The organism is Thioclava marina, from assembly GCF_002020135.1.
In the GTDB taxonomy this organism is placed as follows: Bacteria; Pseudomonadota; Alphaproteobacteria; order Rhodobacterales; family Rhodobacteraceae; genus Thioclava; species Thioclava marina.
Map to the genome: position 1 here is coordinate 1,923,923 of NZ_MPZS01000001.1, position 20,729 is coordinate 1,944,651.

At 65.0% G+C, this 20,729-nt stretch carries 23 protein-coding genes; 12 read left to right on the forward strand and 11 right to left on the reverse strand.

The features are described from left to right. Nucleotides 1-13 precede the first annotated feature (13 nt). The 9 genes from BMG00_RS09305 (at nt 14) to dxs (ending at nt 8,663) form a co-directional block, all read left to right on the forward strand. Nucleotides 14-544: a thioesterase family protein gene (locus BMG00_RS09305; protein ID WP_078526690.1), complete on the forward strand. Its 531-nt coding sequence runs from the start codon at nt 14-16 to the stop codon at nt 542-544. 333 nt (nt 545-877) lie between these two features. Beyond that, nucleotides 878-2,227: an MFS transporter gene (locus BMG00_RS09310; protein ID WP_078574107.1), complete on the forward strand. Its 1,350-nt coding sequence runs from the start codon at nt 878-880 to the stop codon at nt 2,225-2,227. Nucleotides 2,228-2,229: 2 nt separating this feature from the next. Continuing rightward, complete coding sequence (gene mepA / locus BMG00_RS09315; RefSeq protein ID WP_078574108.1) at nt 2,230-3,123, forward strand: penicillin-insensitive murein endopeptidase; 894 nt, start codon at nt 2,230-2,232, stop codon at nt 3,121-3,123. Further along, complete coding sequence (locus BMG00_RS09320; RefSeq protein WP_078574109.1) at nt 3,096-4,025, forward strand: esterase-like activity of phytase family protein; 930 nt, start codon at nt 3,096-3,098, stop codon at nt 4,023-4,025. Before mepA ends, BMG00_RS09320 begins: the two co-directional genes overlap by 28 nt. 87 nt (nt 4,026-4,112) lie before the next feature. Then, nucleotides 4,113-4,745: a queuosine precursor transporter gene (locus BMG00_RS09325; RefSeq protein ID WP_078526698.1), complete on the forward strand. Its 633-nt coding sequence runs from the start codon at nt 4,113-4,115 to the stop codon at nt 4,743-4,745. Nucleotides 4,746-5,096: 351 nt separating this feature from the next. Next, complete coding sequence (locus BMG00_RS09330; protein WP_078574110.1) at nt 5,097-5,492, forward strand: c-type cytochrome; 396 nt, start codon at nt 5,097-5,099, stop codon at nt 5,490-5,492. Between the two features lie 123 nt (nt 5,493-5,615). Beyond that, nucleotides 5,616-5,852, forward strand: coding sequence for an exodeoxyribonuclease VII small subunit (locus BMG00_RS09335; RefSeq protein ID WP_038075727.1), 237 nt, complete (start codon nt 5,616-5,618; stop codon nt 5,850-5,852). Beyond that, a complete protein-coding gene (locus BMG00_RS09340) occupies nt 5,853-6,719 on the forward strand; it encodes a polyprenyl synthetase family protein (RefSeq protein ID WP_078526703.1) in 867 nt (288 codons plus the stop codon). 21 nt (nt 6,720-6,740) lie between these two features. Next, the gene (dxs, locus tag BMG00_RS09345; protein WP_078574111.1) at nt 6,741-8,663 is read left to right on the forward strand and encodes a 1-deoxy-D-xylulose-5-phosphate synthase; all 1,923 of its coding nucleotides are present in this window, start codon (nt 6,741-6,743) and stop codon (nt 8,661-8,663) included. A 42-nt stretch (nt 8,664-8,705) separates the two neighbouring features. On the opposite strand, the gene BMG00_RS09350 is transcribed toward dxs, so the two are convergent. From BMG00_RS09350 to mbfA, 5 genes are all read right to left on the reverse strand, one after another. Continuing rightward, nucleotides 8,706-9,323, reverse strand: a complete 618-nt coding sequence (locus BMG00_RS09350) for an HAD family hydrolase (protein WP_078574112.1) — start codon at nt 9,321-9,323, stop codon at nt 8,706-8,708. Further along, nucleotides 9,316-9,774, reverse strand: coding sequence for a YaiI/YqxD family protein (locus tag BMG00_RS09355; RefSeq protein WP_425444000.1), 459 nt, complete (start codon nt 9,772-9,774; stop codon nt 9,316-9,318). The genes BMG00_RS09350 and BMG00_RS09355 overlap by 8 nt, the downstream gene beginning before the upstream one ends. After that, nucleotides 9,771-10,601, reverse strand: coding sequence for an S-formylglutathione hydrolase (gene fghA / locus BMG00_RS09360; protein WP_078526712.1), 831 nt, complete (start codon nt 10,599-10,601; stop codon nt 9,771-9,773). The genes BMG00_RS09355 and fghA overlap by 4 nt, the downstream gene beginning before the upstream one ends. 10 nt (nt 10,602-10,611) lie before the next feature. Continuing rightward, on the reverse strand, nt 10,612-11,529 hold the full coding sequence (locus BMG00_RS09365) for an AEC family transporter (RefSeq protein ID WP_078574114.1): 918 nt from the start codon (nt 11,527-11,529) through the stop codon (nt 10,612-10,614). A 187-nt stretch (nt 11,530-11,716) separates the two neighbouring features. Beyond that, entirely contained in the window at nt 11,717-12,694 is a 978-nt protein-coding gene (gene mbfA / locus BMG00_RS09370) for an iron exporter MbfA (RefSeq protein WP_078526716.1), read from the reverse strand. A 158-nt stretch (nt 12,695-12,852) separates the two neighbouring features. Between mbfA and BMG00_RS17615 the strand changes: the two genes are divergently transcribed. Next, nucleotides 12,853-13,017, forward strand: coding sequence for a hypothetical protein (locus tag BMG00_RS17615; RefSeq protein WP_158521705.1), 165 nt, complete (start codon nt 12,853-12,855; stop codon nt 13,015-13,017). Here BMG00_RS17615 and trhO read toward each other — a convergent pair. Further along, on the reverse strand, nt 13,014-13,919 hold the full coding sequence (gene trhO / locus BMG00_RS09375; RefSeq protein WP_078574115.1) for an oxygen-dependent tRNA uridine(34) hydroxylase TrhO: 906 nt from the start codon (nt 13,917-13,919) through the stop codon (nt 13,014-13,016). The genes BMG00_RS17615 and trhO overlap by 4 nt on opposite strands. A 98-nt stretch (nt 13,920-14,017) precedes the next feature. On the opposite strand from trhO, the gene pncA reads away from it, so the two are divergent. Both pncA and pncB read left to right on the forward strand, forming a co-directional pair. Beyond that, the gene (gene pncA, locus BMG00_RS09380) at nt 14,018-14,617 is read left to right on the forward strand and encodes a bifunctional nicotinamidase/pyrazinamidase (protein ID WP_078574116.1); all 600 of its coding nucleotides are present in this window, start codon (nt 14,018-14,020) and stop codon (nt 14,615-14,617) included. A 3-nt stretch (nt 14,618-14,620) separates the two neighbouring features. Beyond that, entirely contained in the window at nt 14,621-15,928 is a 1,308-nt protein-coding gene (gene pncB, locus BMG00_RS09385; RefSeq protein ID WP_078526723.1) for a nicotinate phosphoribosyltransferase, read from the forward strand. A 4-nt stretch (nt 15,929-15,932) separates the two neighbouring features. Here the strand turns inward: pncB and BMG00_RS09390 are convergent, their stop codons facing one another. The 5 genes from BMG00_RS09390 to arfB form a co-directional block, all read right to left on the reverse strand. After that, nucleotides 15,933-17,420, reverse strand: a complete 1,488-nt coding sequence (locus BMG00_RS09390; protein ID WP_245794977.1) for an inorganic phosphate transporter — start codon at nt 17,418-17,420, stop codon at nt 15,933-15,935. An 83-nt stretch (nt 17,421-17,503) separates the two neighbouring features. Further along, nucleotides 17,504-17,947 (reverse strand): NUDIX hydrolase, encoded by a 444-nt coding sequence (locus BMG00_RS09395; protein ID WP_093469958.1) that lies wholly within the window; start codon nt 17,945-17,947, stop codon nt 17,504-17,506. Beyond that, nucleotides 17,944-18,921 (reverse strand): phosphotransferase enzyme family protein, encoded by a 978-nt coding sequence (locus BMG00_RS09400; RefSeq protein WP_078526727.1) that lies wholly within the window; start codon nt 18,919-18,921, stop codon nt 17,944-17,946. Before BMG00_RS09400 ends, BMG00_RS09395 begins: the two co-directional genes overlap by 4 nt. After that, complete coding sequence (locus BMG00_RS09405; protein WP_078526729.1) at nt 18,918-20,180, reverse strand: aspartate aminotransferase family protein; 1,263 nt, start codon at nt 20,178-20,180, stop codon at nt 18,918-18,920. The genes BMG00_RS09400 and BMG00_RS09405 overlap by 4 nt, the downstream gene beginning before the upstream one ends. Beyond that, complete coding sequence (gene arfB, locus BMG00_RS09410) at nt 20,170-20,592, reverse strand: alternative ribosome rescue aminoacyl-tRNA hydrolase ArfB (RefSeq protein WP_078574287.1); 423 nt, start codon at nt 20,590-20,592, stop codon at nt 20,170-20,172. The genes BMG00_RS09405 and arfB overlap by 11 nt, the downstream gene beginning before the upstream one ends. Nucleotides 20,593-20,729 lie beyond the last annotated feature (137 nt).

Sequence of the window (20,729 nt, forward strand, 5' to 3'; positions counted from 1 at the left end):
CACCACTGATCGCATGTATCCCGTCGTTCGCATGGCCAAAGAGATCGTCAAGTTCCGCAATGCGCCTGCGTTGCCGATCACGGGCACCCATGTCAGCCACCATATCTGCTGGCCCTGGGACATCGACCTGTGGATGGAGCTCAATAACGGGCGCACGCTGACGCTCTACGATCTGGGGCGTATCCCGCTGGCGATCCGCACCGGGCTTTGGGACACGCTCAAGCGCAACAGATGGGGTATCGTCGTCGCGGGCAACACCACCCGCTATCGCCGCCGCGTTCAGGCCTTCCAGAAATTCGAGATGCGTTCGCGCTGTCTTGGGTGGGACGATCGCTGGATGTGGCTCGAACACGCGATGTTTACCCGCGGGGAATGCTCCTCGCATATCCTGATCCGTGGGGCCGTGACTTCGAAGCAGGGAATGATCCCGCCCGCGCGCGTACTCGAAGAGATGGGCGTGAGCGAACCCTCCCCACCGCTCCCCGAATTCGTCACCGCCTGGTCCGAGGCGGATGCGAAACGCCCCTGGCCGCCGGAGTTCTGAGGCGGGTCAGAGCCTTGAATTGACACGCAGGGCAGCGCCCGACCGCCGGGTGTGACTATACCGTTCGGACTTTGGCGCGGGCGTCCGGCCTTCGCTATGCTCAGGCGTTCGCCAGGAGGGCGAATTGGCGATGGCTCGCGGGGACAGCCGGCATTCGGGCTTTCGAGATAAGCCGCAGACCCCAAGCAGAGCACAGCGTCCACCCGCGGCTCGGGCGCGTCCCTCCCCTCATACCTTTCACGGTGACGCTTGCGCCGACGCCCCTTTTCAGGCTTCATCGCCCCGAAAGGCCGCCAGCTCCAACAGGCGCGCCGCATGAGGGGGACAGGGCAGATGATCACCGCAAAGAAACGGATCTGGGGCTGGTGGTTCTTCGATTGGGCCAGCCAACCCTACAATACGCTCCTGATCACCTTCATCTTCGCGCCCTTCGTGAAGGACCTGATGGGCTCGGGCACCGCGGCGCAGACGGTGTGGGGCTATGGCGTGGGGCTCGCGGGGATCGTCATCGCGCTTGCCTCGCCCTTCCTTGGCGCTATTGCGGACCGCTCGGGGCGGCGGATGCCGTTCATCTGGGTCTTCTCGGTGATGTATTTCGTGGGCGCATGGTTCCTCTGGTATGCGGAGCCCGGCAATTTCCACCTCATCGCGATCATGATCGCCTTCGCGATCGGCATGATCGGGATGGAGTTCGCCACCACCTTCACCAACGCGATCCTGCCCGATCTCGGCCCGCGCGAGGAAATCGGGCGCATCTCCGGCTCGGGCTGGGCCTTTGGCTATATCGGCGGGATGATCACCCTGATCATCATGCTGCTGCTGCTTCAGGCCAATCCCGACACCGGCAAGACGATGCTCGGGATCGACCCGCTCTTCGGCCTCGATGTGACCACCCGCGAGGATACCCGCGCCGTCGGTCCGCTCACCGCGATCTGGTACGCGGTCTTCATGATCCCCTTCTTCCTCTGGGTGAAAGAGCCGCGCAAGGCCGACGCGCTGCCGGTGCGTACCGCGCTGCGCGGCGCCTGGCCGGAGCTGCGCGCGACGCTCAAGGCGCTGCCGCACCGGCGCTCGCTGTTCTCCTTCCTGCTCAGCTCGATGTTCTACCGCGATGCGCTCAACGGCATCTACACCTTCGGCGGGCTCTATGCGGCGGGGGTGCTGAACTGGCCGATCATGATGATCGGCATCTTCGGCATTCTCGGCACGATCACCGGCGCGGTCTTTGCGTGGCTCGGCGGCAAGGCCGATGACCGCTGGGGGCCCAAGGCGGTGATCGTGACCACGGTGATCGTGCTGACGATGGTGGTGGTGGGCATCGTCTTCGTCTCGCGTGAGAGCGTGTTCGGCGTCGCCGTCCCGCCCGAGAGCTCGCTGCCCGATATCGCCTTCTACATCCTCGGCGGCATGATCGGCGCCTGCGGTGGCGCGCTGCAATCGGCCTCGCGCACGATGATGGTCCGTCAGGCTGATCCCGAGAAGATCACCGAGCATTTCGGCCTCTACGCGCTCACCGGCAAGGCCACGGCCTTCATCGCGCCGCTCTCGATCGGGATCGTGACGCAGGTCTCGGACAATCAGTCGATCGGCATCACCCCGATCATCGTGCTTTTGATTCTTGGCCTGCTGCTGCTAGGCTGGGTGCGAACCAATGGAGACCACAGCCCCCACGGACAGCCCTGACCATGATATCCAGATTTTTCGCCACAGCCCTTTCTCTCACGCTCATTGCCACACCCGTCGCCTCCGAGCCGCTCGCCCGCGTGCTCTTCGGCTCGAAATCCGCGCCCTCCGCTCAGGCGCCCTCCGCGATCGGCTTTTATTCGCGCGGCTGTGCGGCGGGGCTTCAGGCGATGCCCGAGACCGGGCCGACCTGGCAGGCGATGCGGCTGTCGCGCAACCGCAACTGGGGTCAGCCCGAGATGCTGACCTATCTTCAGGACCTCTCGGCCTACGCTGCGACCCTGCCCGGCTGGAAAGGTCTCTATATCGGCGATATCAGCCAGCCGCGCGGCGGCCCGATGACCGGCGGCCATGCGAGCCACCAGATCGGTCTCGACGCCGATATCTGGATGCTGCCGCCGAAACGGCTCGACCTCAGCCGGTCCGAGCGCGAGAAGATCTCCTCGATTTCCGTGCGCACCGCCGATCAGCGCAGCATCAACGGCAACTGGACGCCCCAGCATATGGCGCTGTTGCGCCGTGCCGCTTCCGACCCGCGCGTTGACCGCATCTTCGTCGCCGCGGCGGCGAAGATCGCGATGTGCAATTCCGCGCCGCGCGGCGACCGGGCCTGGCTCCAGAAGATCCGGCCGATCTACGGGCATAACACGCATTTCCACGTGCGCTTGAAATGCCCGCCCGGCGCGCGCTATTGCGAGACCCAGAAACCCACGGTCGCGCACCTGTCGAAGGGAGGCGATGGTTGCGATGACACGCTGATGTGGTGGGTGACGGAGTATCTCAACCCGCCCAAGACGGCGCCGAAGCCGCCCAAGGGCCCGCCGAAGAAGAGCGCCAAGACCTACGTCATGTCGGACCTCCCCTCCCAATGTCGCGCCGTTCTGTCCTCGCGCTAGCCTTCGGCGCGGGACTGGCCCTCTTGGCGGGGCTCGCCCCGGCCGGGCCGCATCCGCGCGCGCAATTCCTGCAAAGCTACCACTGGACCATGCCGGGCGTCAGCGTCTTCGGCGGGTTCTCGGGGCTTGAGCTTGGTCCCGACGGGCGCGACTTCGTCACCCAGTCCGATCGCACCACCCTCTGGCGGGGTCGTCTCGACCGCAGCGCCTCGGGTCGGATCACCGGCGTCACCGTGACGCGGGGACCGGACTGGCTGCACAGCTCCGAGGGTGCGGTTCTGACCCGCCACCAGGGCGACAGCGAGGGGCTGGCGCTCGCCCCTGACGGATCGGTCTACATCTCCTTCGAGGGGCTCGCGCGGGTGTCGCATTTCCCGTCCGACGATGGACCGGCCGAGCTGCTTCCGCGTCCCGAGGCCTTTGCGAAAATGCCCAGCAATGCCTCGCTCGAGACGCTGGCCATCGACGATCAGGGCACGCTCTACACGATGCCCGAAGACTCGGGCAGCACGCGCAAACCCTTCCCGGTCTGGCGCTACCGCAACGGCAAATGGGATCAGCCCTTCGCGATCCCGCGCGACGGCAACTGGCTGCCGGTGGGGGCGGATTTCGGTCCCGACGGTCGGCTTTATGTGCTCGAGCGTGATTTCTGGGGGCTTCTGGGCTTTCTCACCCGCGTACAGGTCTTCGACATTCAGGGCGATACGCTTTCGGGCGGCGAGGTGCTGATCCAGACCGGGGCGGGGCGTCACGACAATCTCGAAGGCATCGCGGTCTGGCGCGATACGAGCGGCGCGATCCGCCTGACGATGATCTCCGACGACAATTTCTTTCCGTTTCAGCGCACCGAAATCGTCGAATATCGCCTCCTGTCCCAGCAGCGCAGCGCCAAGAGGGATTGACGCACGCGTCACAACCGCGTATCGCGCGCCCTTGCCCGGAACGGTCCGGGCCATGTCTCCGCTACCATGTAAAAACGGTTGAACATCATGACCCGCTATATTCCTGGCATTCTTGCCATGGCCATCATCGTTGTGGCCTCCAACATCCTGGTGCAGTTCCTTCTGGGCAACTTCCTCACCTGGGGTGCGTTTACCTATCCCTTCGCCTTCCTCGTCAATGACGTGATGAACCGCATCTACGGCCCGGGCGCTGCCCGCCGCGTCGTCTTCGCCGGTTTTGTCGTTGGCGTGATCTGCTCGCTGATCGGCAGCCAGATCATGATTCAGGGCGACGGCTTCGAATATCCCGCCGTGACGCTGCGTATCGCGATCGGCTCGGGCACGGCCTTCCTGATCGCGCAGATGGCCGACATCCTGGTCTTCGACAAGTTGCGCAACGGCGTGTGGTGGCAGGCCCCCGCGGTCTCGACCCTCGTCGGCGCCTCGCTCGACACGATGATCTTCTTCTCGATCGCTTTCGCGGCCTCGCTGACCTTCCTCGAGCCCTCCAACGACGTGTCCTGGGCCAACGATCATCTGCCGCTTCTGGGCTTTGGTCCGCAGGTTCCGCTCTGGGTGTCGCTCGCCTGTGCCGACTGGCTTGTCAAACTCGCCTTAACTTTGGTCGCTCTGCTGCCTTTCAAGGCAATTGTTACCAAACTTTCTCCAAGGATTGCGTAATTTTTCTTGCCACACACAAAATCTGTGGCACGCTGTGGATAACGGCAACGCATTGAAAGGAGGTGGTCCAGTGTCGAGAGTGATAGTGGAGAGAGGTGTCGGGACAGTCAGGGGGGCCGTGGCCTGAGGGCAAACCCTAGGGCAAAAGAGCCCTGACTGGGACGGCTGGATCCTTCGGACCCTAACCGGACCATCTCCGTAGATCTCGGAGGGCCGTCTCGCTCAGAGACGGCCCTTTTCGATAGGGCGCTCCATAGCACATGGGGCGCCCTGTTTTGTTGATGGAGATCACTGAAGTAATCGCGCTTCGGGCGTAGCCTTCCCTAACGTAAATCTTTGTGGGAGGAGAAAATGCGCTTCATCACCTGCTGTCTGGCGCTCTCGGGCGCCATGACGATGACCCCGGCCGTCGCTCAGAACGCCGATATCGGCAAGCAGCTCTACGGCCAATACTGCGCCAGTTGCCATGGCGAAGGCGGCTCTGGCGACGGTCCGATGGCCGAATACCTGACCGTCAAACCGAGCGATCTCACCGGGCTCGCCGCGGCCAATGACGGGAAATACCCGATGCTCGACGTCATCCACATCATCGACGGACGCACCGGCGTGCGCGCGCATGGTGGCCCGATGCCAGTTTTCGGAGAGGTGTTCACCGAAGGGTCCGGCACGGGCTCCTATGCCGATGTGCTGGTCACGCGCGGTCGCGTCCTCTCGCTCGCGACCTATATCGAGTCGCTTCAGCCTTGAGGCGGAGGAGCGCTCACGCCCGTTTCGACGTGAGGGCCGATCTCGACTTCACGGGCCGGATATGCTTTTGAAGTGCGGGGGCGCGAGTCCCCGCATTTTCAGAATGTGCAGGGGTTGAGGCGAATGAGCGATATTGACGCGATGAGCTTTGAAGAGGCGATGAAGGCTCTCGAAGAGGTCGTGGGCCAGCTGGAGCATGGCGACGTCCCGCTGGATCGCTCGATCGAGCTTTACGAGCGTGGCGCGAAGCTCAAGGAGCGCTGCACGAAGCTGCTCAAGGAAGCTGAAGAGCGGGTCGAGAAGATCACTCTCGGCGCCGACGGATCCCCGCAAGGTACGGCGCCGGCCGAAGGTCTGTAAATGTTCGAGACCCGACTGAAAGAAGTCCAGCGCGATGTTCAGGTCGCGCTCGACGCCGCCGTGGCCCGCCAGCCCGAAGGCCCGCTGCGCGCGCCGATGCATTACGCGCTGCAAGGCGGCAAACGCCTGCGCGCCTTCCTCGTGCTCGAAAGCGCCGCAATCTTCGGGATCGCGCAGGCCCAGGCCATGCCCGCCGCCGCCGGTGTCGAGGCGCTTCACGCCTATTCGCTCGTGCATGACGACCTGCCCTGCATGGATGATGACGACCTGCGCCGCGGCCAGCCGACCGTGCATGTCAAATGGGATGAGGCAACCGCCGTACTGACCGGCGACGTGCTGCAAACCCTCGCCTTCGAGCTGTGCGCAGATCCCGTCCTCGGCGCGGCAGATCGGCGCATCGCGCTCGTCACCGCGCTCGCGAAAGCCTCGGGTGCTGCCGGTATGGGCCATGGTCAGGCGCTCGATATCGCCGCCGAGACCGCACCCGAGCCCCTCACCCTGCCGCAGATCATCACGCTTCAGGCGGGCAAGACCGGAGCATTGATCTCCTTCGCCGCCCGCGCTGGCGCGATCCTCGCCGGGGAAGACGAAAAACCCTTGCAGGCCTATGCCGAGGCGGTGGGTCTTGCCTTCCAGATCGCCGATGACATCCTCGACGTCACGGGCTGCGAGAAGGCCACCGGCAAGCGCGTCGGCAAGGATAGCGACGCGGGCAAGGCCACCTTCGTCTCGCTTCTGGGTCTCGACGGCGCCCGCGCCCGCGCCGATGCCCTGATCTGCGACGCGATCGACGCCGTTTCCCCCTACGGAGACAGGGCAGAAAACTTGCGAGCCGCCGCGCGTTTCGTTATCTCCCGCGAGATGTAGCGCGCCTCAGGGGGCCAGCCGATGACCGATACGCCGAACGAACCGACCGCAACGCCGACCCTCGACCGGGTGCGCCTGCCGTCCGATCTCAAAAGCCTCACCGATGCCGAGCTGAAAAAGCTCGCCCATGAGCTGCGCACCGAAACGATCTCGGCCGTGTCGCAGACCGGCGGGCATCTGGGTGCGGGGCTCGGCGTGGTCGAGCTGACCGTGGCTCTGCATGCCGTGTTCGACGCACCCCGCGACAAGATCATCTGGGACGTGGGCCACCAGTGCTACCCCCACAAGATCCTGACCGGCCGCCGCGACCGCATCCGCACGCTGCGCACCAAGGGCGGTCTGTCGGGCTTCACCAAGCGCTCTGAATCCCCCTATGACCCGTTCGGCGCGGGCCATAGCTCGACCTCGATCTCGGCGGCTGTCGGCTTCACCATGGGCCGCGAGCTGGGCGCCGAGACGGGCGACGCGATCGCGGTGATCGGCGATGGCGCGATGTCGGGCGGCATGGCCTTCGAGGCGATGAACCACGCGGGCCATCTGGGCAAGCGGATGTTCGTGGTGCTCAACGACAACGAGATGTCGATCGCCCCACCGGTCGGCGCGCTCTCGACCTACCTCACCCGGCTCTATTCCGAAGCCCCGCTGCAGGATCTGAAATCCGCCGCGAAAGGCGCGATGAGCCTGCTGCCCGAGCCGTTCCAGGAAGGCGCGCGCCGCGCCAAGGAAATGCTCAAGGGCATGGCCATGGGCGGAACGCTCTTCGAAGAGCTGGGCTTCTCCTATGTCGGCCCCGTGGACGGGCATGATCTCGACCAGCTCCTGCCGCTGCTGCGCACGCTCAAGGCCCGCGCGACCGGCCCGGTGCTCATCCATGCGCTGACGAAGAAGGGCAAGGGCTATGCGCCTGCCGAAAGCCGACCCGATGGCGGCCACGCCACCGCGAAATTCGACGTGGCGACGGGCGAGCAGAAGAAATCCCCCTCGAACGCGCCAAGCTACACCAAGGTCTTCGCCGAGAGCCTGATCAAGGAAGCGGCGAAGGACGAAAAGATCGTCGGCGTCACCGCCGCGATGCCCGACGGCACGGGGCTGAACCTCTTCGCCGCGCAATTCCCGCGCCGCTGTTTTGACGTGGGCATCGCCGAGCAGCACGCCGTGACCTTCTCGGCCGGGCTCGCGGCCTCGGGGATGAAGCCGTTCTGCGCAATCTACTCGACTTTCCTGCAACGCGGCTACGACCAGATCGTGCATGACGTGGCGATCCAGCGCCTGCCGGTGCGTTTCGCCATCGACCGCGCGGGTCTGGTGGGCGCCGATGGCGCGACCCATGCCGGCAGTTTCGATATCGGCTTCATGTCGTCCCTTCCGGGCATGGTCGTGATGGCCGCCGCCGACGAGGCGGAACTCGTGCACATGGTCGCCACCGCCGCAGCCCATGATGAAGGCCCGATTGCTTTCCGTTACCCGCGCGGTGAGGGCATGGGCGTCGACATGCCCGAGACAGGCGTGCCGCTGGAAATCGGCAAGGGCCGGATGATCGCGGAAGGCTCGCGCGTCGCGATCCTGTCCTACGGCACCCGTCTGGCCGAGGTTCTGAAAGCCCGCGAGGCGCTCGCCGCGCGCGGACTTGCGCCGACGATCGCCGATGCGCGGTTCGTCAAACCGCTCGACACCGATCTGATCGACCGGCTCGTGGCCGAACACGAGGCGCTGATTTGTATTGAAGAGGGCGCGGTGGGCGGCTTCGGCAGCCATGTCGCGCAATACCTGTCGGATCGCGGCGTCTTCGATCACGGGTTCAAGTTCCGCTCGATGGTCCTGCCCGACACCTTCATCGACCACGCCTCGCCCGAGGACATGTACCACACCGCCGGGATGGACGCGCCGCAGATCGAGGCGAAGGTGCTCGAGCTTCTCGGCGTCGCGGTCGCGAAACGCGCCTGAGATAAGCTACGCTTATCCAGGCGGGGCCTGCATAAGCGTAGCTTATGCGGCCTCGGCCTCGCTCAGCAGCCCTTCCGAGACCAGCCGCGCGGCCCAGCCCTCCGGCCCCTCGAAGAGATGCGTCTTCCAGCCGAAAGTATGTGCCGTCGCGATATTGTCCGCGCGGTCATCGGTGAAAATCAGCTGCGCACCCGAAAGCCCCGTCGCTTCTTCGACCATCGCGTAGATCTTCGGATCGGGCTTCGTCACGCCCATATGGCCCGAAATGAAATCGCGGTCGAATTCGCGCAGGAACGGGTAGTGCGTGGCCGCATAATCATAGCTACCGATCCCGAAATTCGTCAGCGAGAAAACCGGCATCCCCTTGGCCTGCAAGGCTTTCATCAAGCGCAGGGAATGCGGAATGTCGGGGGCTGCCATCTCGATCCAGTCATCGTGCCAGCGCCGGATCGCATCGCGCCAGGTCGGGTATTTCTCGGCCCATTCGTAGATCGTTTCGCGGAACGGCGCGCCGCGGTCGATCTCGTCATTCATGCCGTGCAGATCGACCTCGGCGAACATCGCCTCGCGCGTCTCGCGGGGCATGATGCGGTCGTAATGCCGCTCGGGCTGCCATTCGATCAGCACGTTGCCGATATCGAAAATCACCGCTTCAACCATTCTCTGCCTCCCTGATCGCCGCGCGCGCCACCCGGTCGAGCGCGTCCGAGAACCGCGCCCGATCCGCCTTGGAAAACGGCTTGCCGCCGCCCTGCCGGAACGGATCGGCCGAGCGCAGGTCCGCCATAAGATCGCGCGTTGCCAAGACGTTACCGATATTCGCAGGGGTCAGCGCCTCGCCATCGGGGCGCAGCACCCGCGCGCCCGCCTCCACGCATTTCGCGGCCAGCGGAATGTCGTTTGTGATCACCACATCGCCCCGGCCCGCGCGCTCGGCGATATACATGTCGGCCACGTCCGGCCCCTGATCGACATAGACCATCTCGACCAGCGGGTTGGGCGAGGGCCGCAGCCCCCCGTTCGAAACCAGCATCAGCTTGACGCCCAGCCGCGTCGCCACGCGCTCGGCCTCGGCCTTTACCGGACAGGCATCGGCATCGACCCAGATCACGCCCAGAGCGCCTCGGCGTGGAAAGCGAGGTGATCGGGGATGAAGCTTTGCACGAAGTAATAGCTGTGATCGTAGCCCTTCTGCATCCGGAAGGTGCCGGGCTGACGGCGCGCGGCCATGGCCTCGGCCAGCGCCTCGGGCTTCAGCAGATCGAGGAACTGATCCGAGCCGCCCTGATCGATCAGAACTTCACCCTCGAAGCCGACCTCGCGCATCAGAAGCGTCGCGTCATGTGCGGCCCATTGGCTTTCGTCATCCCCCAGATAGGCACTGAACTGCTTGCGCCCCCAGTCGCTTTGCGTCGGGTTTGCGATCGGCGCGAAGGCCGAGACCGAACGGAAACGCTCGGGCAAGGACATCGCCAGCGTCAGCGCGCCATGCCCGCCCATCGAATGGCCGGTGATCGCCTGCCGCTCGGGGTCGATCTCGAAAGCGGCGTCGATCGCGTTGGGCAGTTCCTCGGCGATGTAATCCCACATCCGGAAATGCGGCGCCCAGGGCGATTGCGTGGCGTTGACGTAGAAGCCCGCGCCTTGACCCAGATCGTAATCCTCGTGATCGGCCACGCCCTCGCCGCGTGGCGAGGTGTCGGGGAAGACCAGCGCGATCCCGTGCTCGGCGGCGAATGCCTGCGCACCGGCCTTGGTCATCGCGTTCTCATGCGTGCAGGTCAGTCCCGAGAGATACCACAGCACGGGCACCGGCCCGTCCTCGGCCTCGCGCGGCAGGAACAGACCGAAGGTCATCTCGCAATCGTTCACCTTTGAAGCGTGCGAATAGACGCCCTGAACGCCTCCGAAGCAGCGGTTTTCCGAGATCGTTTTCATCAAAGCCTCCTCAGCCGTGAACCCAATGGATGACCGCCGGAACCGTGAGGATCGAGACGGCGGTCGAGACGAGAATGGCGGCCGAGACGCGCTGCGGCGCCACCCCGAAATGCTGCGCCAGAATATAGACATTGCCCGCGACGGGAAGGGCGGCGGCGGCGATCATCACGCCGGCCGCGTAGGGCTCGACGTCGAAGATCAGAAGTGCCGTGACCGCGATGGCCGCCGGATGCAGGAAGAGCTTGCCGAAAGAGAGCCATATCGCGGGCGCGGGCTTTTCCGCCGATTTGCCCGCGAGCGAGGCGCCGATGGCAAAGAGCGCACCCGGCGTGGCCGCGGCCCCCAGCAGCGTCATGAATTCCTCGAGCGGGCCCGGCATCGGCAGTTTCAGGCCGGCCCAGGCAAGCCCCGCCAGCATCGAGACGATCATCGGGTTCTTCACCAGCCCCAGCGCGATCGGTGCGAGCGAGACCTTTCCGTGCCGCGAGGCGGTGATGAAGATGGTGATGATCGAGGAAAACACGATCAGGTCACAGGCGAGCACCATCAGCACCGGCCCGACGGCAAGCGGACCGAGCAGCACCACCAGCATCGGCACTCCGAGAAAGCCGGTATTCCCGGTCATCGAAGTATGCGCCTCCATCGCGGCGAGCGCGGTCGGCAGCTTGCGGGTCTTTGCCACCGCGAAGCTCACCAGCCAGACCGCGCCCGAGCCCGTCAGATAGGCAAGGATGAATTGCGGGTCGAACAGTGCGCCCAGATCGAGATTGGCGGAGAATTTGAACAGCATCGCCGAGAGCGCGAAATAGAAGACGAATTTCGTCAGCCACGCGGTCGCCTCGGCGGTGAAAAAGCGGATCTGCCCGGCGAACCAGCCAAGCCCGATCAGGGCGAAGAAGGGCAAGGTCTTGAGAAAGATCTCGAGCATGGACAAGCGCTAGCATGCGGTTTGGCCAAGTGCCAGACAGGGAATGCAACCCGAGCGCGGCGTGGAGAGCGGGTCATGCCTCCGGCGGGGATATTTGGACCAAGTCGAAAGGGAACGCGCGCTTTCGAATTGGCTCAAATATTCCCCGCGGAGCGACCGTCGCGCGCAAGGGGCGCGGCGGTCGGGATCAGCCGCCGCCGATCAACACGCCCGCTGCGAAGACCAACGCCCCGCCGAGCACGACCTGGAAGGCGGCGCGCAGGAAGGGCGTCTCCATGTAGCGGTTCTGGATCCAGGTGATCGCCCAAAGCTCCAGGAACACGACGACGAAGGCGATGGTGGTCGCGGTCCAGAAATCGGGGATCAGGTAGGGCAATGCGTGACCCAGGCCGCCGATCGCGGTCATGATGCCCGAAGCCAGGCCGCGCTTGAGCGGCGAGCCACGTCCCGAGATCACGCCGTCGTCATGGGCGGCCTCGGTGAAGCCCATCGAGATCCCCGCGCCGACGGATGCGGCGAGACCCACGAGCAGGGTGGTGTGCGGGTCATGGGTCGCGAAGGCGGTGGCGAAGATCGGGGCGAGGGTCGACACCGAGCCGTCCATCAGCCCCGCGAGGCCCGGCTGCACCCAGGTCAGAACGAACTGGCGATGCGCGGCGCGGTCTTCCTCGTCCTTCTCGCTTTCGGGCAGGTTGGTCGCCGTCAGCTCTTCGGCCTTCTTCTCGTGGCCGAGTTCCGCAGCGGCGAGATCGCCCAGCAACTCGCGGGTGCTGGCATCCGAACTGCGCTGGGCGGCGAGGGTGTAGAACTTGCCCGCCTCACGCTCCATCGCCTCGGCCTCGCCGCGGATCGTGTCGAGCGAGAGGTTCTTTGCCAGCCAGACCGGCTTGCGATTGTAAAAGCCCGCGACATGTTCGCGGCGAATGAGCGGGATCACCTCGCCGAAGCGTTCCTGATGGCGCGCGATGAGGCGGCGGCGGTGCTCGTCCTCTTCCTCGGCCATGCCCTCGAAGATATTGGCTGAGGCGGGGAAATCCTTGCGCAGGTGTTCGGCATATTGGCGGTAGATGCGTGCGTCATCTTCTTCGGAGGAGATGGCGAGCGCGAGAACTTCCTGTTCGGACAGGTCGCTGAACCGCCGACGGGAGGCAAATCCGGGAAGCATGGGGGAGACCCTCTCTTTTAGAACAATTCCAAAATAGCGGGGTTTGCGCGCAATGCAATGCGGCATTTCGAACTAAGCAGTTCAGAATCTCTTGTAATCTGAACGGATCGGTTCATATTCCCAAAATGAACGAACGAGTTCAGTTATGGAGATTCGTCATGAAACGCTTCGCTTATGCCCTGCTCCTGAGTCTGGCCGGTGTCACGGCCGCCTCGGCCGGTATCGGGGATTTCACGCTGCCGCGCCTCGATTTCCCGAGCACGGGAAGCCCCGTCGTCACGCAGGGCTGCAATGATCTGACGCAGAGCTGCGCCGGGAATTAATCCCGCCCGAGATGCGTCTCTCCGCGTTGGGCGGCGAGGCGCATCTGGTGCTCGCGTTCGCGGAAACGCGCGCGATCGGCGTCGGAATACTCCCCGATGCAACGATGACAGGAAACGCCCTCTTCGTAATCGGGATGGCGTTTGTCCTCGGCGGAAACCGGACGGCGGCAGGCGTGACAGCTATCGTAATCGCCCTGTTTGAGCCCGTGGCGCAGGCTGACGCGCTGGTCGAAGACGAAACAGTCGCCGTGCCAAAGCGAGCCCTCCTCGGGCATTTCTTCCAGATATTTCAGGATGCCGCCCTTGAGGTGATAGACCTCGGGCACGCCCTCGGCGAGCAGGAAGTTCGTCGATTTTTCACAGCGAATGCCGCCGGTGCAGAACATCGCGACGCGCTTGTTGTGGAAGCGATGCGCATTGTCGCGCCACCAAGCGGGAAACTCGCGGAAGGATTTCGTGCCGGGGTCGATGGCGCCCTCGAACGTGCCGATCTCGATCTCGTAATCGTTGCGGGTGTCGATCACCACCGTGTCGGGCGAGGAGATCAGTTCGTTCCAGTCCTGCGGCTCGACGTAATGGCCGACGCGGGCCTTCGGGTCGATATCGGGCTCGCCCATGGTGACGATCTCGCGCTTGAGCCGCACCTTCATCCGGCCGAAGGGCATCTGCTCGGCGGTGCTTTCCTTCCACTCCAGATCGGAACAGCCCGGCAGCGCGCGGATATGGGCGAGAACCGTGTCGATCCCCTCACGCGGGCCCGCGATGGTGCCGTTGATCCCCTCGCGCGCGATCAGGAGCGAGCCTTTCACCCCTTGCGCGCAGGCGAGCTTTGCCAGCGGGGCCTTGAGGGCCTCGGGATTTTCGAACCGGGTGAAATGATAGAGCGCGGTGACGGTAAACATGGGGCAGGGATTAGCGCCGCGCGGGGGCTTTAGGCAAGAGCCGTTGACCATGCGGGGTCCGCGCCCTACCCATGAGTGGACCCTGCGGGAGAGATGAGATGACCAAAGCCCTGATCGTGATCGACGTGCAAAACGACTTCTGCCCCGGCGGCGCGCTGGCGGTGGCGGGCGGGGACGAGATCCTGCCGCGCGTGAACGTGCTGATGACCGAGTTCGATACGGTGGTGCTGACGCAGGATTGGCACCCTGCCGACCATTCCTCGTTCGCGAGCCAGCATGAGGGCGGCGCGCCGTTTACGCAGGTGCATATGGATTACGGGCTGCAGACGCTCTGGCCGGATCATTGCGTGCAAGGCACCAAGGGCGCCGAGTTTCATCCCGATCTGGCGGTGGACCGGGCGCAGATGATCATCCGCAAGGGTTTCCGCGCGGGCGTGGACAGCTATTCGGCCTTTTTCGAGAATGACCACAAGACCACGACGGGGCTTGCGGGCTACCTGCGCGACCGGGGCATCGAGGAGCTGAGTTTCGTCGGGCTCGCCACAGATTTCTGCGTGGCCTGGTCGGCGCTGGACGCGGCGAAGCTCGGGTTCAAGGCGACGGTGCTGGAAGGCGCGTGCCGTGCTATCGACCTCGACGGCTCGCTCGCGGCAGCGCATGAGGCGATGCGCGCGGCCGGCGTGAAGCTGGAGGCCTGATCCATGGTCGATATCGCCACCCGCGTTTATAACCACAAGTGGAAGATCGACCCGATCGTGCGGTCGCTCATCGACACGGATTTCTATAAGTTGTTGATGTGCCAGTCGATTTTCCGCAACAAGCCCGACACCAACGTCACGTTCAGCCTGATCAACCGGACGAAATCGATCCGGCTTGCGGACCTGATCGACGAAGGCGAGCTGCGTGAACAGCTCGATTATGCGCGCTCGCTGAAATTGGCGCGGGGCGAAAGCACCTGGCTGCGCGGCAACACGTTCTACGGCAAGCGGCAGATGTTCCGCTCGGATTTCATGGAGTGGTTCGAGGGCTATCAGCTGCCGCCCTATCATCTCGAAAAGCGCGACGGGCAATATGAGCTGACCTTCGAGGGCAAATGGCACGAGGTCATGCTCTGGGAGATCCCGGCGCTGGCGATCCTGATGGAGCTGCGTGGGCGGGCCGTGCTGAACCGGATGGGGCGGTTCGAGCTGCAGGTGCTCTATGCCCGCGCGATGACCAAGGTCTGGGAGAAGATCGAGGCGCTGCGCGAGCTGGACAATCTTCGGATCGCGGATTTCGGCACGCGGCGGCGGCATTCCTTCCTGTGGCAGGACTGGTGCGTGCAGGCGATGCTGGAGGGGTTGGGCGATGTCTCTGAAGGCGGAGCATTTACCGGCACGTCGAACTGCCTGATCGCGATGCGGCGCGATATCGAGGCGGTGGGCACCAACGCGCATGAGCTGCCGATGGTCTATGCCGCGCTGGCCGAGAGTGACGCGGAGCTGGCCCAGGCCCCTTACAAGGTTCTCGCCGATTGGCATGAGGAGCATGAGGGCAACCTGCGCATCATCCTGCCCGACACTTACGGCACGAAGGGGTTTCTGGAGCACGCGCCGGACTGGCTGGCGGGTTGGACGGGGATCCGGATCGACTCGGGCGATCCGGCGGCCGGGGCTGAGATCGCGATCGACTGGTGGAAGTCGCGCGGGGAAGACCCGCGCGAAAAGCTGGTGATCTTCTCGGATGGGCTGAGCGTCGACAAGATCCGCGAGCTTCACGCGCAATTCGTGGGCCGGGTGAAGGTGAGCTTCGGCTGGGGCACGCTTCTGACCAACGATTTCCGGGGGCTGGTGCCGAATGATGCGCTCGCGCCGTTCAGCCTTGTGTGCAAGGCGGTGGAGGCGAACGGCCATCCGACGGTGAAGCTGTCGGACAACCCGGAGAAGGCGATGGGACCGGCAGACGAAATCGCCCGCTACAAGCGCGTATTCGACGTGGGCCAGCAGCAGGCGATGAAGGTCATCGTCTGAAGCGTCAGGTGATCGCGTTGAGGATCAGGTAGAGCACGGCTGAGAGCGCAGCCGAGGCCGGGACGGTGACGACCCAGGCCGCGGCCACGGTCAGCATATGCGAGCGGCGCACGAGAAGGCGGCGCTTGCGCTCCTCGGGGGGGACGGGCTTGCCCTTGCTGATGCCCAGCTCGCGGGCGCGTTTCTCGGCATGCCATTCGCGGTAGAAGCCCACGCCGAAGATGCCGCCGACCGCGATATGGGTCGAGGAGACCGGCAGGCCCAGCCACGACGCCACGATCACCGTGATCGCCGCCGAAAGCGCCACGCAATAGGCGCGCATCGGGTTGAGCTTGGTGATCTCGTTGCCGACGAGGCGGATCAGCTTCGGTCCGAAGAGCAGCAGACCGACCGAGATCCCAAGCGCGCCTACGGCCATGACCCAGAACGGGATGCCGACCTGTGCGGCGATGTCGCCCTGCTCGACCGTGTGGACGATGGCCGCAAGCGGGCCGACCGCGTTGGCCACGTCATTCGCGCCATGAGCGAAGCTCAGCAGCGCGGCCGAGACGACGAGCGGCATCGCGAAGAGCGACTTGAGCGATTTCTTGCGGTTCTCCATCCCTTCCGACTGACGGCGGATCAAGGGGATCGTGATGAGCCAGCCCGCGCCGCCGACGATCACGCCGATCATGACGGCCTGAAGAAGGGTGATCTTGAACAGATGCTTGAGGCCCTTCAGCGCGAGATAGGCGGCGAAGGCGCCTGCCATGATGCCGATCAGGATCGGCACCCATTTGCGGGCGGCGGCGATCTTGTCATCGACATAGATCACCTTGGATTTGATGATCGCGAGGAAGAAGGCGGCGATCACGCCCCCCATCACGGGCGAAATCACCCAGCTTGCCGCGATCATCCCCATCGAGGCCCAGTCCACCGCGCCGAAACCGGCCGCCACGATCCCCGCACCCACGACGCCGCCGACGATGGAATGGGTGGTCGAGACCGGTGCGCCGAGCCAGGTCGCGAGGTTCAGCCAGAGGGCGGCCGCCAGAAGCGCCGACATCATCGCCCAGACGAAATGCGTGGAATCGGGCAGCGCGCTGGGCTCGATGATGCCCTTGGCCACGGTCTTCACCACATCTCCGCCCGCAACCAGCGCGCCCAGGCTCTCGAAGATTGCCGCGATGATCAGCGCCAGCAACAACGTCATCGCCTTGGAGCCCACTGCGGGGCCCATGTTGTTGGCGACATCGTTCGCGCCGATATTGAGCGCCATATAGGCCCCGATCCCGGCCGCCGCGATCACCACGAGCTGTCCGGGCTGACCGCCCATCAGCACGGCGGCCACCAGACCGGCGAGCACGATGAAGGCCAGCGCCAGACCCGGTGCGACGAGCCCACGCGCCACGAATTGCGTGCCTTCCTCGACCCGGCCGATCCGCTTGAGATCCTTGTCGAGGGTTTTCCACTGATTGACGCGGGGGTCGGGGTTCTGGCTGGCCACTGTCACGAACCTGTCGTCTGGGTGTCACAAATTCCCGGTGCCCTAGCGGGAATGAGTCTGTGTGACAAGCCTGCGCGGGAGTGTCTCTCTCAAAGGTTGCGCAGAATCTTCTGCAGGCCCTCTTCGGCGACGAGGCCGGCAGCCTCTTTGGGTGCGAACCACTTGCGCTTGCGCTGGCCGACCTCGGGATAGGTTTTCTCCAGCTGCTCCACCCGGAGCAAGAAGACGATCACATCCGTGGGCACCGCAAGCCCGCTGTCGAGGATCTTGTCGTAGTGAAAATCGCCGATCGGTTCCTTTTCGACCAAGCCGCGCGCGCCGGCCTCTTCCCAGGCTTCCTGCTGGGCGGCTCCCGAAAGCGAGCGGCCCCGCATCGGCCAGCCCTTCGGCAGCACCCAGCGACCGGTATCGCGCGAAGTGATCAGCAGAACCTGGGTCTTTCCGTCGCGCACACGCAGGCACAGCGCCGCCACCTGCAACGAGGCGGGGCGATGGCCGAGAATGCCCTTCGCGACGGTTTTGGCCCATTTCATCTGCCGGTCTCCCATGGCGGCGTATCGTCGATCAGATGACGCGCGAGATCGAGCGCGCGATCTAGGTACAGTCTCTGGCGCGGATCGGAAGGGGTCGCACGGGTCACAATCCAGCCAGCTGACGCAAAGGCACGTAGTGCTATGAAAAGCGGCAGCAACGCCTCTTGTTCGGGCGGGAACGGACGCGCGCCGCGATAGCCTGCCACCAGCCCCTCGGCCTGCTCGGCCCAGAGCGGGTCTCCCCAGCCCTGAACGAGCGCGGTCGCGAGGTCGTAGAGCCGATATCCCGGACCGCAGTCGTCGAAGTCGATCAGCGAGAGGCCCGCCGGACCGCTCAGCACGTTCTCGCGCAGGACATCCGCATGGATCGGGCCGAAATCGCTGGCCAGCACGAGCCGCTCCCGCGCCAGATCGCGCGCCTCGATCAGGGTCGCGGCCTCGTCTGCGCTGAGTTGGGGATGCTCCCAGAACCGCCCCCAGAGCGCGCGCTCGCCCACAAGCCCCTCGATGTCCCAGGCATGGCGCGTGAAGTCATGCGGCGGGGCGGCGTCGCAGGCGGAATGAAAGCGCGCGATAAGCGCGCCTAGCGCCTCGGCATCGCGGCGCACCTGCGCGCCATCAGGCCCGAGCGGCAGATCGCCCGCCCCGATCGGCGCACCCTCGAGCCACTCCACGCAAGAGGTCACCCGGTTGCGCACCGATCCCGTCAGCTCCCCGTTCAGCGCGCGCACCGGGCGCGGCACCGGCAGGCCCTGATCGGCCAGCGCCTCGCACCAGCGCAGCTCGGCCTCGATGCCTTTGCGCCCCTGATAGCCGGGACGGTGCAGGCGCAGGGCGACGCGGTGACCGTTCTTCAGATGCGCCTCGAAGACGATATTCTCGCGGTTCTTCACCAGCCGGGGCGGTTCGGAGGCCTGCCCCCAGGAATACAGCGCAGCCTCCGCCATCGCCTGTGCGATCTTGTCCGAACTCATGCGGGCAGCTCCTCGAAACAGTCCGAGAGCTTGCCGATCAGCTCGTCGGCATCCGCGCGGGAAAAGACCATCGGCGGGCGGATCTTGAGGATGTGCTGCGCGCGGCCCACCCGGCCCATCAAGACGTGACGATCGCGCATCGCCTCGACGATGCGACCGGCCTCAGCGCTCGCAGGCTCGCCATCCCGGGCCAGTTCGATCCCGAGAAAGAGGCCAAGCCCGCGCGTGTCGGCGATCAACGGATGAGACAGCTCGCGCAGCCCGTCGAGCAGATAGGCCCCGACCTCGGCCGCGTTCTCCTGCAAGCCTTCCTCCTCGATTACCCGCAGTACCTCCATCGCCGCGGCGACCGAGACAGGATTGCCGCCGAAGGTGTTGAAATAGCCAAACGCCTCGCGGAAGGCGGCCATCACCTGAGGCGCCGCCACCAGCCCCGCGACCGGGTGGCCATTGCCCATCGGCTTGCCCATCGTGACCACGTCGGGGGTGAAGCCGAGCCACTCGTGGCCCCAGAAATTCGACCCTATTCTGCCGAAACCGGGCTGAACCTCGTCGCACAGGATCAGCCCGCCCGCGCGGCGGATCACCTCCACCGTGGGGTCGAGGAAACCGGGGGCGACGCCGGGCATCCCCTCATTGGCGAAGATCGGGCAGAGCATGAAGCCCGCGAATCCGTGCCCGCTCGCCTCCAGCTCGTCGATGGCGCGGGCGACGTTCGCGGCGAAGGCCTCGGGCTGCGCGTCAAGCGACCCGCCCAGGGGCGCAAGACTGTCCGGCGCGGGCACCCGGCGGATGTGATCCGGCCAGCCCCCGATCGGCGGGCGCCGGGTGGACAGATGCGCCACGGCGGTCGTGTTGCCGTGATAGGTGTTGTCGGTCGCGATGAAGCCGCGCTTGCCGGTAACTGCCTGCGCCATCCGCAAAGCGACGTCATTGGCCTCGGACCCGGTGCAGGTCATCAGAAGCTGGCCGGGGAAACTGACCTTGCCCAGCAGTGTCTCGGCATAATCGAGAATGCCCTCATGCAGGTAGCGCGTATGGGTATTGAGCACCCCGGCCTGCTCGCAGATCGCCTTGACGATACGCGGATGGGAATGGCCGCAATGGGCGACGTTGTTATAGGCGTCGAGGTAACGCTGCCCCCGCGCATCGAACAGATACGCGCCCTGCCCGCGCACGATCTCCACCGGGCGGTCGTAGAAAATCGGCACGTTCGGCCCCAACAGCCGCGCGCGCCGCTCCAGCAGATCATTCCCCATCCGATACCTTCCCGCGCAGCGCCTTCACCTCGCCCCGGATCGTCTTCGCCTTCAGCCGCCGCTTCTTCGAACCCAGCGTGGGCCGCGTTGCGATCCGCTTCTTGGGCTTTTCCAGCGCCTTGCGGATCATCTCGGCCAGACGCTCGCGCGCGATTTCACGGTTGCGCGCCTGCGAGCGCGTATCCTGAACCTGCAAGACGATCGCCCCCTCCGTCGTCCATTTCCGCCCCGCGATCCGGCGCAGACGCGCCTTCACCGGCGGTGGCAGATTGGGCGAGCGTTCCGCCTCGAAGCGCAGCTCGACGGCGGTCGAGACCTTGTTCACGTTCTGCCCGCCGGGGCCCTGCGCCCGGGTGAAGCTTTCGGTGATTTCCCAATCCTCGATGGCAATCTGATCGTTGATCCGCAGCATGGGCCACAAGCTAGCTTACGCAGAGAAAAACGAAAGCCCCCTTCCTCTTGGTCCAAATATCCCGGGGGTGAGGCGCGACGCGCCGAGGGGGCAGCGCCCCCTCTTTCTTCGTCATTTGTCGCTCTCCGGCGACGGCG